This is a genomic window from Pseudomonas sp. s4 (assembly GCF_046764235.1).
In the GTDB taxonomy this organism is placed as follows: domain Bacteria; phylum Pseudomonadota; class Gammaproteobacteria; order Pseudomonadales; family Pseudomonadaceae; genus Aquipseudomonas; species Aquipseudomonas asiatica.
Genome location: NZ_CP177209.1, coordinates 4,281,670 through 4,297,331, shown reverse-complemented (window position 1 = coordinate 4,297,331; position 15,662 = coordinate 4,281,670). Strand labels below are relative to the sequence as shown.

At 66.2% G+C, this 15,662-nt stretch carries 11 protein-coding genes; 5 read left to right on the top strand and 6 right to left on the bottom strand.

The annotated features are described in order from the left end of the window. Positions 1-65: 65 nt before the first annotated feature. The 3 genes from ACK56M_RS19975 to ACK56M_RS19965 all read left to right on the top strand — a co-directional run bounded on the left by ACK56M_RS19975 (position 66) and on the right by ACK56M_RS19965 (position 3,677). The gene (locus ACK56M_RS19975; RefSeq protein WP_015271116.1) at positions 66-749 is read left to right on the top strand and encodes a response regulator transcription factor; all 684 of its coding nucleotides are present in this window, start codon (positions 66-68) and stop codon (positions 747-749) included. Then, positions 746-2,068 carry an ATP-binding protein gene (locus ACK56M_RS19970; RefSeq protein WP_015271115.1) on the top strand — a complete coding sequence of 441 codons (1,323 nt, stop codon included), beginning with the start codon at positions 746-748 and terminating at the stop codon, positions 2,066-2,068. The genes ACK56M_RS19975 and ACK56M_RS19970 overlap by 4 nt, the downstream gene beginning before the upstream one ends. Positions 2,069-2,285: 217 nt before the next feature. After that, positions 2,286-3,677, top strand: coding sequence for an aspartate aminotransferase family protein (locus tag ACK56M_RS19965; RefSeq protein WP_061304259.1), 1,392 nt, complete (start codon positions 2,286-2,288; stop codon positions 3,675-3,677). A gap of 142 nt (positions 3,678-3,819) precedes the next feature. Here the strand turns inward: ACK56M_RS19965 and ACK56M_RS19960 are convergent, their stop codons facing one another. Further along, positions 3,820-4,941, bottom strand: coding sequence for a cupin-like domain-containing protein (locus ACK56M_RS19960; protein WP_061304257.1), 1,122 nt, complete (start codon positions 4,939-4,941; stop codon positions 3,820-3,822). A 142-nt stretch (positions 4,942-5,083) separates the two neighbouring features. Between ACK56M_RS19960 and ACK56M_RS19955 the strand changes: the two genes are divergently transcribed. Beyond that, the gene (locus ACK56M_RS19955) at positions 5,084-6,052 is read left to right on the top strand and encodes an alpha/beta hydrolase (protein ID WP_280168114.1); all 969 of its coding nucleotides are present in this window, start codon (positions 5,084-5,086) and stop codon (positions 6,050-6,052) included. A gap of 133 nt (positions 6,053-6,185) precedes the next feature. On the opposite strand, the gene ACK56M_RS19950 is transcribed toward ACK56M_RS19955, so the two are convergent. Next, positions 6,186-7,472 (bottom strand): aminotransferase class V-fold PLP-dependent enzyme, encoded by a 1,287-nt coding sequence (locus ACK56M_RS19950; protein WP_411958952.1) that lies wholly within the window; start codon positions 7,470-7,472, stop codon positions 6,186-6,188. A gap of 17 nt (positions 7,473-7,489) precedes the next feature. Beyond that, positions 7,490-8,836 (bottom strand): pyoverdine-tailoring dipeptidase-like protein PvdM, encoded by a 1,347-nt coding sequence (gene pvdM, locus ACK56M_RS19945; protein ID WP_411958951.1) that lies wholly within the window; start codon positions 8,834-8,836, stop codon positions 7,490-7,492. 346 nt (positions 8,837-9,182) lie between these two features. On the opposite strand from pvdM, the gene ACK56M_RS19940 reads away from it, so the two are divergent. Continuing rightward, the gene (locus ACK56M_RS19940) at positions 9,183-10,802 is read left to right on the top strand and encodes a PvdJ/PvdD/PvdP-like protein (protein ID WP_411958950.1); all 1,620 of its coding nucleotides are present in this window, start codon (positions 9,183-9,185) and stop codon (positions 10,800-10,802) included. 136 nt (positions 10,803-10,938) lie between these two features. Here the strand turns inward: ACK56M_RS19940 and ACK56M_RS19935 are convergent, their stop codons facing one another. Genes ACK56M_RS19935 through ACK56M_RS19925 form a run of 3 tightly spaced genes read right to left on the bottom strand, consistent with a single transcriptional unit; the run spans position 10,939 to position 15,498 of the window. Next, entirely contained in the window at positions 10,939-12,357 is a 1,419-nt protein-coding gene (locus tag ACK56M_RS19935; RefSeq protein ID WP_411958949.1) for an efflux transporter outer membrane subunit, read from the bottom strand. 3 nt (positions 12,358-12,360) lie between these two features. Continuing rightward, the gene (locus ACK56M_RS19930) at positions 12,361-14,325 is read right to left on the bottom strand and encodes a MacB family efflux pump subunit (protein WP_015271107.1); all 1,965 of its coding nucleotides are present in this window, start codon (positions 14,323-14,325) and stop codon (positions 12,361-12,363) included. Next, a complete protein-coding gene (locus tag ACK56M_RS19925; RefSeq protein WP_015271106.1) occupies positions 14,326-15,498 on the bottom strand; it encodes an efflux RND transporter periplasmic adaptor subunit in 1,173 nt (390 codons plus the stop codon). Positions 15,499-15,662: the final 164 nt, after the last annotated feature.

Below are 15,662 nucleotides of genomic sequence, written 5' to 3'. Positions count from 1 at the left end.
GTCCATAATCCCCCCTTAATCCGCCCAAGGTGCAATGCCAGCTACACCATTCCGGGAGCCCCACCATGCACGTTCTGCTCTGCGAGGACGACGACCTGATCGCCGCCGGCATCTGCGCCGGCCTTACCGCCCAGGGCCTGACCGTGGACCGTGTGGGCAACGCCGCCGATGCACGGGCGATGCTGCAGGCCGCGCAGTTCGACGTGATGATCCTCGACCTTGGCCTGCCCGACGAAGACGGCCTGAAGCTGTTGCGCCGCCTGCGCGAGAAAGGCGAGACGCTGCCAGTGCTGGTGCTCACTGCCCGAGATGCGGTCACCGACCGGGTCGATGGCCTGCAGGCCGGCGCCGACGATTACCTGCTCAAGCCGTTCGACCTGCGCGAGCTGGCTGCTCGCCTGCACACCCTGCTGCGGAGGGTGGCCGGGCGGGCGGTGAATGTGATCGAACACGGCCCGCTGCGCTATGACCCGAGCAGCTGCGAGGCAACCCTGGCCGGCCAGCCGGTCGACCTGTCCCGGCGTGAACAGGCATTGCTCCAGGCGCTGCTGCAGAACCCCGGGCGGGTGCTGTCCAGCGAGCAGCTCAAAGACTGCGTGTACGGCTTCAGCGACGAAGTCGAGAGCAATGCCCTGAACGTGCATATCCACCATCTGCGGCGCAAGCTGGGCAACGGCATCGTCGAGACCGTGCGCGGCCTGGGCTACCGGCTGGGCCCGGCGCAGGCGCCGGAGCAGGCCGCATCATGAGCCTGCGGGTACGCCTGAGCCTGATCCTGGGCAGCGCCTTCGTGATCATCTGGGCGCTGGCCGCCGCGTGGATGCTGCGCGACCTGCGCCAGCAGATGATGTTCTCCCTCGACCAGCGCCTGGTGGCTTCGGCGCGCATGGTCGCCGGGCTGATCGACCAGCTGCCGCAGCCGCTGACTGCCAAGGGTGGGGAGGCGCACTTTTCCGCCGACCAGTTCAGCGTGCCGGACGGCATGGCTTGCCAGGTCAGCTCGCTGCGTGGCGAGATTCTCGCCAGCAACCACAAGCACGATGGCGTCATGGACGATGAACGCAGTGGTTTCCGAGACCAGACTATCGACGACGCGCTGTGGCGCACCTTTACCTACAACCATGGCGATGTGCGCATTACTACCGCCGACCGGCACATGGAGCGCGAGGCACTGAACCAGTCTATCCTGCTGGCGGCCTCGGCGCCGGTGCTGATGGCCCTGCTTGGCAGCCTGGGGTTGTTGTGGATCGGCCTGGGCAAGGGCCTGGAGCCGCTCAACCGCATGCGCGATGCCCTGCGCCGCCGGCGCGCGGACAGCGTCGAGCCGCTGCAGGTGGCGGGCATGCCCAGCGAACTGCAACCGTTGCTGGAAACCCAGAACCAGCTGTTCCTGCGCATTGCCCAGACCATCGAGCGTGAGCGGCGCCTGACCGACGATGCCGCGCATGAACTGCGCAGCCCGCTGACGGCGATCAAGACCCACCTGCAGGTGGCACGGATGACCGATGGCGCCGTGCGCGAGCAGGCGCTGGAGCATGCCGAGCAGGGCGCCGACCGCATGCACCGCACGCTGGAGCAGTTGCTGATGCTGGCGCGGGTGGAAGGCAGCCTGTCGTTCGAGGATGGCGTGCAGTGCAGCGCCGAGCAGGTGGCCCGGCAGGCGGTGCAGGATGCCGGCGGCGGTGACAACCGGCGCATCGTGTTGCGTTTGCCTGACGCCGCTACGCAGATCTACCTGGGCATGCCTGCGCCGTTGGCGGTGGCGGCGCTGCGCAACCTGCTGGACAACGCCTTGCGCCATGGCGGCGACGAGGCGGTGGAGCTTGAGGTGCAGATGGCTGACGGCCAGGTGGGCTTCATGGTGCGGGACCATGGGCCGGGGATTGCCGAGGCGGACCTTGAGCACCTGACCGAGCGCTTCTGGCGTAACGGGCAGAGTGGTGGATGCGGGCTGGGGCTGGCGATCGTACAGGCGATCGTGCAGCGTTGTGCCGGTAGCCTGAAGTTCGACAGCCGCAGTGATGGGTTGCGGGTGTTGTTGCAGGTGCCGGCGCGCTCGGGGAATTGATTTTTATTGCCTGTGCCGGCCTCTTCGCGGGTAAACCCGCTTCCACAGGTACTGCATCAACCCTGAGATCTGTGCCAATCCTGTGGGAGCGGGTTTACCCGCGAAGAGGCCGGGCCTGCTTTCAAAAATCCCACAGCAACCGCTAAATCCTCCCCGCACTCAAGCGTTTTCCAAGCGACGAACACCAGCACTTTCGCTTGCTTGCGAGGATTCACCCATGTCCACCGCTTCCTGCCTTGCCCAGGTCCCGCCGGCCAGCGCGCCGCGTGCCTTGTACGAGTTCACCGATTCACCCTTGCTGCAACGCCAGCAACAACAGGAGTCCAACGCCCGCAGCTACCCGCGGCGCATCCCCCTGGCACTCAAGCGCGCCCGTGGCATCCATGTGGAGGATGTCGAAGGCCGCCAGTTCATCGACTGCCTGGCCGGCGCCGGCACTCTGGCGCTGGGCCACAACCACCCGGTGGTGGTCGAGGCGATCCAGCGGGTACTGGCCGATGAACTGCCACTGCACACCCTGGACCTGACCACGCCGGTCAAGGACCGCTTCGTCCAGGACCTGTTCGGCGTGCTGCCCGAGGCGTTACGCCGTGAAGCCAAGGTCCAGTTCTGCGGCCCGACCGGTACCGATGCGGTGGAAGCAGCGCTGAAGCTGGTGCGCAGCGCCACCGGCCGCAGCACCGTGCTGGCCTTCCAGGGCGCCTACCATGGCATGAGCCAGGGGGCGCTGAGCCTGATGGGCAGCCATGGGCCGAAGCAGCCGTTGGGGGCCTTGCTCGGCAACGGTGTGCAGTTCATGCCGTACCCCTACGACTACCGTTGCCCGTTCGGCTTGGGCGGCGAAGCCGGGGTCAGGGCCAACCTGCATTACCTGGAAACCCTGCTGCTCGACCCGGAAAGCGGCGTGCCGCTGCCAGCGGCGGTGATCCTCGAGGTGGTGCAGGGCGAGGGCGGGGTGATTCCGGCCGATATCGAGTGGCTCAAGGGTGTACGCCGTATCACCGAGCAGGCCGGCGTGGCGTTGATCGTCGATGAGATCCAGAGCGGTTTCGCCCGTACCGGGCGCATGTTCGCCTTCGAGCATGCCGGCATCATCCCGGACGTGGTCACCTTGTCCAAGGCCATTGGCGGCAGCCTGCCGCTGGCGGTGGTGGTGTACCGCGAATGGCTGGACACCTGGAAACCGGGCGCCCACGCCGGCACTTTCCGTGGTAACCAGATGGCCATGGCGGCGGGTTCGGCGGTGATCGATTACCTGGTCGAGCATCGCCTGGCAGAGCATGCCGAGGCCATGGGGCAGCGCCTGCGCCAGCACCTGCAGCAGTTGCAGCGGGACTATCCGCAGTTGGGTGATATTCGCGGGCGTGGCCTGATGCTTGGGGTGGAACTGGTGGATCCGCAAGGCCACAGGGATGCGCTTGGGCATCCGGCGGCCAACCGTGAGTTGGCGGCGAAGGTGCAGCGCGAGTGCCTCAAGCGCGGGCTGATCCTGGAGCTCGGTGGGCGGCATGGGGCGGTGGTGCGCTTCCTGCCGCCGTTGATCATCAGTGGCGAGCAGATCGATGAGGTCGCGCAGCGCTTTGCCGAGGCGTTGATCGCGGCGGTCTGATCGATTGCCGGGGCCGCTGCGCGGCCCTATCGCCGGCAAGCCGGCTCCCACAGGGACTGCGCCGACCGAAAGGCTTGCGCTGTACCTGTGGGAGCCGGCTTGCCGGCGATAGGGGGGGCAAAGCGCCCCCTGGCAATCCCGGCTACCAGCCGCGCCCGGAATTCACCCAGAAGTTCACCGACAGCGAGGTGGTCACAGACTCCACCTGGTGGAACCACCCTTCGGGCAGGAACAACAGGTCACCGGCCTGCAGCACCACGCGCAGGAACGGCACCTCGCGCGCCGCCGGGAAGCGCTGGTAGTCCGGGGCGTCGGGGTTGAAGTCGCAGCCGTCCAGGCCGCCCTTGGGGCTGGTCGACCAGGTACCCAGGGCCGGGCGATGGTGCGGTGCGGCAAGGATGAACGACTTTTGCCCCCATACCTGTGCGAACAGGTTGTCGGTGTCGTCGCGGTGCAATGGCGTCAGTGTGCCCTTGGGACCGATCCAGATGCGCGGCGCAATGAACTTCTCGCGGGCGAAGTACTGCGGGTAGCGAATCAGCGTCAGCAGCTTTTCCGGCACGATGTTGTTGCCCATGTAGGCCGGGGTTTCGCCGGGTTTGGCAGGGGTGTCCAGCGAGGCGATGAAGTCGGCCATGGAAGTGGAACGGAAGTCGCGGTCGGTGGAGAAGGTCTTCTTCACGTAGTCGCCGTGCCGGGTGATGCCCTGCAGTTCGGCGAAATGCTCTAGCGAAGCTTCGCGGCCCATGGTGAACAGCGGCCAGTCCTGCAGGGCATCGCTGATGACCACCGGCGTGCCGTGCGCCAGGTATTCGCCCTGGAAGCGCGCCAGCGGCATGTCGGCGCGGGCAATGCGTGCCACCTCGCGCTGCACCGGTTGCGCGGCCGACACCCGTTCGCTGAGGCGTGCCGGTGTCGGGTAGCGTTGGTTCATCGACACCTTGGTCGCCGGCGCGCCGCGCCGGACGTTGCTGATGATCTGCGGCAGCAGGGTGGCCAGGCCCATGTTGCCGCTGATCTTCAGCCGGGCGCTGGCGAACAACTCTTCGACGTTGGCGGTGCCACCCATGATGCAGATGAAGTCACGCTCGGCCACTTCGATGGTAACGTCCGGGGCGCTGTGCCGGCCGGCACCGGTGCGGCTGCTGTCGCGCACCTCCGACCAGAAGGCCCGGTCCTGGCCGAAGACGAACTGGAAAACGCCTTCGATGCCGACGGCATGGGCGTTGGCGAACAGTTTGCTGAGGATGCTCTGAAGGTCCACGGTATGCCTCTGGCGGTCTTTCGTTGTGCAGGGATAACGAGTGCTTGCACCAACGATTTAGCCGTGTGGGCGGGTAATTTTTCGGTGTGCTGCTACGTCCCGTAGGGAGGCTCGAGTCACATTGTTCACCCAAGGAACCCACATGGCACTGCACCCTGATCTGGCGGCATTTCTGGAACTGGTCGAATTTGGCCGGCTGACGGGCAGGAGCCTGCCCATGCACGCGATGGACGTGGCCCAGGCCCGTGCCGAGTTCGAAGGCAGCTCGCAGTTACTCGACCCGAGCCCGCCCGGCAACGTCAGGGTCAGCGAGTTGCAGATTACCGCGCGCGACGGTGCCCGCCTGGCTGCTCGCCTGTACCGCCAGGGCGATGCTGGTGCTGCCTTGCAGCCAGTGATCCTGTACCTGCATGGCGGCGGCTATGTGGTCGGCAGCCTCGATTCGCATGACTCGGTGTGCCGTCGCCTGGCGGCCCTGGGCGAGTTCGCGGTGCTGGCGGCGGACTACCGGCTGGCACCGGAGCAGCAGTTCCCGAAAGCCCTGCACGATGTGCTGGACGCCGCCAACTGGCTGGCGGAGCAGGCGGCGTCGCTGGGCCTGGACAACCGCCGGGTGGTGCTGGCAGGGGACAGCGTGGGTGCCAGCCTGGCGGCGGTGCTGGCCACTACGGCAGTGGAGCAGCCCGAGGCGCTGGCGTTCAAGCCGCTGGCACAGTTGCTGTTCTACCCGGTGACCGATATCTCCTGCTGGCGTGAGTCCCATCGCGAGCATGCCGAGGGCTACCTGCTGGAGACGCCTACCCTGGAGTGGTTCTACCAGCACTATGCGCCGCAGCGCGAGCAGCGCCTTGACTGGCGGGTATCGCCGTTGCTGTCGACGCTGCGCCAGCCGTTGGCACCAGCTTACCTGTTCGTGGCCGAATATGACCCCTTGCATGATGAGGGCATGGCCTATCGTGACTGGCTGGTAGCGGGGGGGACGGCGGTGACCTTTGCCCGGGTGGAGGGGTTGACCCATGACTTCTTGCGCATGTCGGGGATTGTGGGGCAGGTGGAGGGGATTTACCGGGATGTCGGGGAGTGGTTGAAGCGGGTCGGTGGCCAGTCCTGACTTGAGCTCGCCGGGGGCGCGTTGCGCCCCTATCGCCGGCAAGCCGGCTCCCACAGGCACCGCACATGACTTGAAGTCGGTGCGGTCGGGGTGGGAGCTGGCTTGCCGGCGATAGGGCCGGTACTGGCAACCATCAAGCGCGCAGGTAGCGCTTCAGAATATCCACCAATCGCTCGATCTCCGCCTCGGTATTCAACAGCCCAGGCGCCGTCCGCACCACCGGCCCGACATCCCGGGACACCGCATCGACCACGATGCGCTGGCTGTTGAGATACCGGGCCACCTCGTCAGCATCCTGCCCCGTGACCCGGAAGAAGGTGAACCCCGCCGAATACTGCGTGCTGCGCGGTGTCACCAACTCGACCCCCGGCAGCGCCTCAAGCCGCTGCCTGAGATAGCCATTAAGCCCATGAATCCGCGCCTGCACCGCCGCCTTGCCCAGCTGCAGGTGCAGCTCGAACGCCTTGCCCAAGGCCCAGCGGTGCTCGAACGCGTGGTAACCCCCGGGCGTCATCACCGTGGCAAAGTCCTCGTTTTCGGAAAACGTGGCAATGGTCGGGTTCAGTTGCTTCAGTTCGGTGGACGCCGCGCAGATGATCCCCGTACCTCTCGGCCCGAACATCCACTTGTGCGTGCCGGCGATGAAGTAGTCGCAGTTGAGATCTGCAAAGCGCATGTCTTCGACGCCAAAGCCATGCACACCGTCGATCACGTAGATGATCTGGTCCTGCTCGTCACGCTGGCGATTGACCTCGCGCACCAGCGCGCCGATCTCGCCCACGGGCAGTTTGACGCCACTGCCCGAGTGCACCCAGGTCATGCCCAGTACTCGTGTTTTCGGCCCGATGGCTGCGGCGATGGTGGTCAGTACCTGGTCGCTGTTGACCTTGGCGGGGTCGTCGAACAGGCGCAACCGGTGCACCGGTGTGCCATCGCGCGTGGTGCGAAAGCCCATGGTATGGCGGGCGGCCGAATGCTCGTGCACGGTGGTGAGAATTTCCTGCCCCGGGGCAATCTTCAGCCCGCCATAGATCAGCCCCAGGCCTTCGGTGGTGCTGCCGGTCAGGGCAATTTGCCGGGGCGTCACTTCGAGGTAGCGGGCTGCCCATTCACGCACGGCGGCCTCGTGCTTCCACTCCGATTGGCTGTCCCAGTCGACCATGCGGGCCGGGTGGTGGTCGAAGCGGGCGCGTAGCGCCTCGATGTCTTCGCGCACGGGCCGTGGGTGCGAGGTGATCAGGAAGTTGGCAAAGTGCGCGTACGCCGGGTCCAGCTCGAACAGGTTGCGAAACCCGGCCCAGTCGCTGGCGGTTGCAGGCTGCGCAGCCGCCGCTTGGGCGGCAGGCAGCAGTGGGCCTGTGAGGGGCAGGGCGGCCGCAAGCAGGCCGGCCTGCTTGAGAAAGGTGCGACGATCGTTCATCAAATGGCTCGCAAGGGTCAGGGGGATGAGGTGGCGACAGGATGCGCGGCGCGCTGCACCTGCTCCCACACCCGCAGGAAGTTGCCGCCCCAGAGCTTGGCGATATCTGCTTCGGAGTAGCCGCGGCTGATCAGTTCGGCGGTGACGTTGTGTGCTTCACTGGCGTTTTGCCAACCGTCGATGCCACCGCCTTCGTTGAAGTCCGAGCTCAGGCCGACATGATCGATGCCGATCTTGCGCACGGTGTAGTCGATGGCGTCGCCATAGTCCTTGAGCGTGGCCGGCGGCTCCTCTTCGAGAATGCCGTACAGCGCGTTGGCGTACTGGCCGACCTTCTGCTCGGGCCAGCCGGCGATCACCGGGTCACCTGGCATCAGTGCGTAGTCGAGGTTGGCCAATGGCGGCAGGTCGTAGCGGGCGCGCAGGGCGTTGAGTTTGTCCTGGGTCTTGCTGCTCAAGGGCTTGAGGTAGGTGGAGAAGGCCACCAGCTGGACCACGCCGCCGCTGTCCTTGATCAGTTGCAGCTCCTTGTCGGAAAGGTTGCGCCTGATGTCGACCATCGCCCGTGGCACCGAGTGCGAGGCCACCACCGGCGCGCGGCTGAGGGCAACGGCCTGGGCCAGCGCCTTGCTGGACATTTGCGACACATCGATGATCACGCCCAGGTCGTTCAGCCGCTGCACGGCGCGCTTGCCGACCGGCGACAGGCCGTCCAGGGCATCGGCGGTGTCATTGAAGAACGGCAGCGGACGCGAGGAGTCGGCCCAGCTGTTGTTGCCCACATAGCTGAACCCGAACATGCGCACGCCGCGCGCGGCCCAGCGGTCGAGCTGGTCGATGTCATCGCCCAGCGCATAGGCGTTGAGCATGCTGAGGAACACCGCGAACTTGCCTTCGCCGTGCAGGCGCCGCATGTCTTGCGGGGTATAGGCAATACCCACCTGCTGCGGGAAGTCGCGGACCATGGCGGTGATGGCGTTGTAGCGCACCTCCTGGGTGTGGCGGGCGGCTTCGACGAAACCTGGGGTCGGGCGGTGCGGGCCGCCGTCTCCGGTCCAGGACTCTGGCCAGGCGAAGATGGTCAGGGCCGCGCCGGACAAACGCCCGCGTGCGGCCTTGGCCAGGTCGAAGCGGCCATCGCCATCCTTGTCGGCCTCACTGCCTTCGGTGCCGAAGGTCAGCGGCAGGGTGACGTGGCTGTCGAACGAGATGATGCGTTCCTGCAGGTCGTTGGCCTGGCGGGTCACCTCCCTGGAATAGCCAGCGGGTGTGGCGAAGTAGTGCCAGGCGGCAAACCCGGCACCAGCGGCAACCGCCGCGGCCAGGCTGATAAACAGGGCTTTCTTCCAGCGTGGAGTCGTCATCTTGGTCTCAGTAGGTTCACCGTCGAGGGATGGGCACAGAGGCCGCCGCTACCTGCAGTGAACGAGCTTGCACCCGGGAAATTTAGCCGCTATCAGGTCGCTGGCGCAGGGCCCTGTAGGAGCGGCCTTGTGTCGCGATAGGGGTGCGCAGCGCCCCCAGGATCTTCGCACCTCTGCAAAATTGCCGGGGCCGCCTTGCGGCCCTTTCGCGACACAAGGCCGCTCCTACATTGACCGAGTTGCCCTCAGGGGCGGGGGTGGCAAGCCGCTAAATTTCGCCTGCCGTGCAACGTTCTAGCCTTGGACGGGCCGTGCTCCATGGCCGCAATGAATGCACAGGTATGCAATGACGATTTCTCGACGCGGTTTCATCGCCGGTGTGGCACTGACGGGTGTGGTGGTGCCCGGTGCGCTGGGGGCGCTGTATGTGCAGCGCCAGCGTGCCGCCGAGGAATTCCCGGAAACCCCTGGCGAGGCCGTCGTCGAGTTGGCCGATACCCGCCTGCAGCAGTTGGGCGATACCCTGCGCGGCATCTGGCGCTGGACGCTGCTGGGCAAGGATGCGGTGCTGGACGGCCTACCCACGAGTGAACTGGAGCTGTTCCTGGATGTGGCAACCAGCGGACGCGCCCTGCGCGGCTACCTGGATACTCCCGAGCGCCTGCGTGGGCAGGATGAGCCGCGCTACCGCGTGATAGGCGACCTGCTGGCGGACAAACCGGGCACCCTGCGCTGGCGCCTGTTTTCGGCCCAGGCCCGCTATGAATGCCATATCGTGCTTGACGAGGTCTGGGGCCGGTTCGGCAACGCCGGGCCGGCGACCCTAAACGGGCGCATTGCACGCCTGGACCGCGCTCTGACATTGCCCGTGGAGGACAACCAGTTCCTGGCCTTGAAGCGCACCTTCCCCGAGGCGCGCGAGCGTACCCCGCTGAACCCGCAGTTGTTGGCCTGGCTGACCACCCCGGAGCATCGCCTGTTCCACCAGCTGTGGCACTCGTCGCGGGACAAATGGCACAAGCTGGGCAAGGACAAGCAGGGCGCCCTTCGTGGCCTGGGCTGGCAGCCCGGGCCACGTGATCGCGAGCGTGACGCGCGGGGCCGGCACAAGGACCGCAACGGCTCGGGAGAAGACTTTTTATTCATGCACCGGCACATGCTTGGCAGAGCCCGTGCCTTGCAGGACTTACCGTCATGGACGCGCTTCCCGCTGCCGCAGCCGGAACTGGAGCGCGACCGGGCCGGATTCGCCCGCTACTTCGACAACCATGACGGCAATGCCCTGCCGCCCACCTGGCTGGCCAGCGGTGATGCGGAATACACCCAGTGGGTGCGCGACATCAAGACGCCGGATACCTTCCATGGCAACTTCCAGGTCTGGGAGTCGCGCTACACCGATCCGGAGTACCTCAGCACCTTGACCCTGGGCCAGTTCGGTTCGGAAGTGGAACTGGGCCTGCACGACTGGCTGCACATGCGCTGGGCGTCGGTACCGCGCGACCCGTCAAACGGTATGCCGGTGCCGACGGCGCGTACGCCGGATGATTTTGCCGAACGCTGGTTCGCAGAACAGAACGATTTTCTCGGTGACCCGTTTTCATCCCATGTGAACCCGGTGTTCTGGCACTTTCATGGCTGGATCGACGACCGCATCGAGGACTGGTTCCACGCCCATGAGCGGCTGCACCCAGGCGAGGTACGGCGCCTGGAAGTCAATGGCGTACCATGGTTTGCGCCAGGGCGCTGGGTGGAGGTGGCCGACCCGTGGCTGGGGCCGGATACCCATGGTTGCTCGACGGTGCCGGGTTTGCGGCCCGGGCGCAGTGTAGAGATGGACCCGGAGACCATGAAGCTGGCGTTGCGCATCATCTACAGCGATGACGACCTGCTCGACAAGCTGCGGCCCAAGGTACCGCAGCGGCCGTGGTATGCGCGCAACCTGAAGGTGGCGCAGCGCTCGCGTTGAAGCCCCCGAGGCTTGCGCCGCCTTTTTGTAGGAGCGGCCTTGTGTCGCGATGGGCTGCGCAGCAGCCCCCGGATTTCAGCGTTGATGCGGATAATGCCGGGGCCGCCTTGCGGCCCATCGCGACACAAGGCCGCTCCTACAACGGGGCGCGCAGGTGTTCTAGTTGCCAGCCACCCCCCAATGCCTTGTACAACGCCACGCTACCCTGCAACCGGGCCAGGCGCAGTTGGGCCTGCTGGTCCTGCGCCGCATACAAGGTGCGCTGAGTCTCCAGCACGCTCAACAGCGTCTCCGCTCCTGCGCCATAACGCTGCTGCGCCAGGTCGAATGCCAGGCGCGCCTGCGCCACTTCTTCATCCTGCCACTGCCGCTGGCGGTCCACGCCCTGGATCGCATTGAGCGCCTTTTCGACATCGGCAAAACCGGCCAGGATGCTGCTGCGGTAGGTCTCCAGCAACTCTGCCTGTTCAGCCTCGGCCAGTTCACGCGCGGCGCGCAGGCGGCCGTTGTTGAAGACCGGCGCGACCAGGCCGCTGGTGAGGGTGTAGTAGGAGCTGTCGAACAAATGGGCAAAGGTATTGGCGCCAGCTCCCAGGTTGGCCCCGAGGGTGAGCTTGGGCAGCATGGCGGCGCGGGCGACCTGCACATTGGCGCTGGCGGCGGCGAGCCGAGCTTCTGCTGCGGCAATGTCCGGGCGGCGGGTGAGCAGCTCGCTGGGCACGCCGCTGCCAATGGCGGGCCATTGCAGGGTGTTGATCGCGTCCTGGCTAGTGGGCAGCGACTGCACCGGGTCGCCGAGCAGGGTTGCCAGGGTGACCCGGCTGTCTTGCCACTTCTGTTCCAGTAACGGCAACTGACGTTGCTGCGCGGCCACCAGACTGCGCTGCTGGGCCAGTTCCAGGCGCGTGGCGGAACCGCTGCGCTGGCGTGCTTCGACCAGGCCCAGCACGTCCTTGGCATTGCGCAGGTTGAGGCGGGCAATGCGCAACTGTTCCTGCAAAGCCAGGCCCTGCAGGTAACTGTCGGCCACCGCGCTGACCAGGGTCAGCTCCACGGTCTGGCGGTCGAAGCGGCTGGCACCCAGGCTGCGCAGGGCGCTGTCACGGGTCGCTCGCAGGCCACCCCAGAAGTCGATTTCGTAGCTGGCGCTGAGCTGCATGTCGAACGAGGTGCTGGTGGGTTCGCCGCGGCTGACATCCAGCTGGTCGTAGCCGTCACCGTGCAGCAGGCGTTGGCGGCTACCATCCAGGCCCAGCTTCAGCTCCGGTAGCAGCGGCGCGCCGGCGATGACTGCGCGGGCCTGGGCCTGGCGTACCCGTGCCGTGGCAGCAGCCAGGTCGTGGGCATTGTGCAGGGCGTGCTGCACCAGGCGGTCGAGTTCGCGGCTGGCGAAGGCTTGCCACCACTGCGTCGTTGGCAGTTGGGCCGAGGGTGATGCGGCCTCGCCTTGCCAGGCAGATGGCGCGGCAATACCGCTGGCGGGTGTTTGCGGCGTGCTGCAGGCGGCGAGGCATACGCACAGGGGCAACAGGCTGATGCGGCTAGGCAGAGTCATGGGTTATTCGCTGGTAAGGGCTTTGACCGGGTCGAGGCGAGCGGCCTTGCGCGCTGGCATGAAGCCGAACACGATGCCGGTGACGACAGCACAGGCGAAGGCGCCGAGCATGGCAGGCAGGGCAAAGGCCACCGCCACTTCGGCCAGCATCAGGCCGCCACCTATGGCCAGGGCCAGGACGATGCCGGCCAGGCCGCCGACCATCGACAGCATCACCGCCTCGCTGAGGAATTGCCGCAGGATGTCGCGCTGGCGCGCGCCGGTGGCCATGCGGATACCGATTTCACGGGTGCGCTCGCGCACGGTCATCAACATGATGTTCATCACGCCGATGCCGCCCACCAGCAGCGAGATCGCGGCGATCGCCCCCAGCATCAGCGACAGGCTGTTCTGCGTGCGCGCTTCGGCCTGGATCAGCGCCGCGTCATTGGCCAGCTCGAAGTCCTGGCGGCCGTTGTGGCGCTGGCGCAGCAGCTTGTCGATGGCCGCTTCGGCCTCGTTGACACGCGTGGAGTCCAGGGCGGCAACGGCGATGTAGTCCGGGTCACGCTGGCCGAACAGGCGGATGGCTGCGGCGGAGTAGGGCACCACGATGCGCCCGTCGCTGTCCTGGTCGCCAGAGCTGGCGCCCTTGCCGGCCAGGATACCGACCACCTGGAACGGCACATTGCCGATCAACAGGTACTGCCCCAGCGGGTCGCGCCCAGGGTCGAGCATCTTTTCCCGCACTTTCTGGCCGATCACCGCCACCGCGGCAGCGTTGGCTTCATCGGCATCGCTGTAGAAGCTGCCTTGCACCGCCGGCCAGTTGAAAATTTCGGGGAACCCGGTGTTGTTGCCACCCACATAGAACCGCTGGCTGTTGTTGCCGTGGCGCACCATCATCTTTTCGCCGATCACCGGCATCACGTGCTTGACCTGTGGCAGTTGGCCGATGGCGGCGACATCGTCGAGGGTGATGGTGCCAGCCTGCTCGCCCAGGCTCGCCGGCTTGCCGTTCAGGTAGAGGATGTTCGAGCCGAAGGCTGCCATCTGCGCCATGACCTGGCGCTTGCTGCCTTCGCCCACTGCCAGCATCACCACCACCGAGGCCACGCCGATGACGATCCCCAGCAGGGTCAGGGCGGTGCGGAAGCGGTTGACCCACATCACCCGCCAGGCCGCCTGCAGGGCTTCGAACAATTCACCTTTCCATGCCCCGTGCAAGGTTGCGCCATGGTCCAGGCGCTGGCGCAGCTGGTCGGCCTGTAGCCCGCGACTGTTTTCGACCATGGGCTTGTCGGCGGCCGAATCGCTGATGATCAGGCCGTCGCGAATTTCGATCACGCGCTGCGCCCGCGCCGCGACATTGCGGTCATGGGTGATCAGGATGATCACGTGGCCCTGGCTGGCCAGCTCGTCGAGCAACGCCATCACTTCGGTGCCGCTGTGGCTGTCGAGGGCGCCGGTGGGTTCGTCGGCGAGGATGATATGGCCACCGTTCATCAACGCCCGGGCAATCGACACCCGTTGTTGCTGGCCGCCAGACAACTGGTGCGGGCGGTTGCCAGTGCGGCTGGCCAGGCCCAGGCGGCCGAGCAGGGCGCTGGCACGGGCGTGGCGTTCGTTGGCGGCGATGCCGGCATAGGTGGCCGGCATTTCGACGTTTTCCTGGGCCGAGCCCGAGGGGATCAGGTGGTAGCCCTGGAACACGAAGCCGAACGCCTCGCGGCGCAGCCAGGCCAGTTCATCGCTGCCCAGTTCGGCCACATCCTTGCCGGCGAAGCGGTAGCTGCCGGAAGTGGGGCGGTCGAGGCAGCCGAGGATATTCATCAAGGTCGATTTGCCGGAGCCAGAGGCGCCGACGATGGCGACGAACTCGCCGGGATGGATGCGCAAGCTGATGCCATGAAGGATATCGACCTTGGGCGTTTCGATGCCGCCGTAGGATTTACGGATGTCGACCAGCTCGATCAGGGGTGTGCTCATTCAACCTCCGCTGACGCCAGGGGCGCCTATCACCAGGCGTTCGCCTTCGTTGAGGCCGTCCAGCACCTGCACGCGCAGGCGGTCGCTTAGGCCGGTGCGTACCTGGCGCTGTTCCACCTTGCCGTCGCGGGTCAGCACATGCGCCAGGCGCAGGCCATCGCCGTCGTCCAGCGCGGCCAGTGGTACGGTCAGCACCTGGCTGGCTTTGCCGGCGACAAAGAACACCTGCGTGGTCATCTCGGCCATCAGGGCGCCGTCCGGGTTGTCGACATCCAGCAGCACGCTGTACTGCACCACCTGGCTGCCGGCACTGCCATTGCTGACGCTGGCCGGGCTGCCGCCGCCCTGGCTGGCCTGCTCCAGTGGCTTGGGCGGGATCGGCAGCACTTGCCGCACGGTGCTGGTCCAGCGGCGCTTGCCGCCGGCCAGGGTGGTGAAGTAGGCGGTCATGCCCGGGGTGACCTTGCCGATGTCGGCCTCCGACACCTGGGCCCACACGGTCATCGGCGAGAGCTTGGCGATGCGCAGGATCAACGGGGTTTGTTGTTGGGCATTGAGGGTTTGCCCCTCACGGGCGTCCACCGCCACTACCGTGCCGTCCATCGGCGCGTAGATGCGCGTGTAGCCCAGCTCGGCCTCGTCGCTGCGCAGGCTGGCCTGGGCCTGGCGGATCTGCGCCTGGAACATGTCGATGCGCGCCTGGGTGACCTTCAGCTGTGCGGCGGCCGTTTGCACGTCCTCGTCACGGGTGGCACCAGCGGTGGCCAGCTCCCGTTGGCGTTTGAGCTGCTGCCGGGCCAGTTGGAACTGAGCGCGTTGTTCGGCCAGCTGGGCCTTGAGGTTGTCGATCGAGTAGCGGCCGGCATCCAGCCGGGCCTGCTGGGTAGAAGGGTCGATCTCGACCAGCAGCTGGCCTTTGCGCACCGTGTCGCCGACCTCCACATGCAGGGTGTGGATCTGCCCCGATGCCTGGGCACCGACGTCCACGTAGCGCCTTGGTTGCAGGGTGCCCAGTGCGGTAACGCTGCTTTCGATGTCGGCGCGGGTCACGGCAACCGTGCTGATTGGCTGTGCACCGTAGGGCAGGGCCTTCCAGGCCAGCAGGCTGCCCAGGCCGAGCAGGCCCAGGCCGCTGAGCAGGAGCCGGCGACGGGTGTTGGTTAAAGGTCTCATGCAGACATCCAGGCGAGTGGGTGCCAGATAGACGAAAGCAGCAGGAGGGGATTTAGCGAATATTGAGTAGGGGCTGACAGGTGTATGGCGACGGGCGCTAGATCGCCCATGACATACCCTTGTTGCTGAGAATAATTATAATTTGTAAGATCGCACGTTGACAT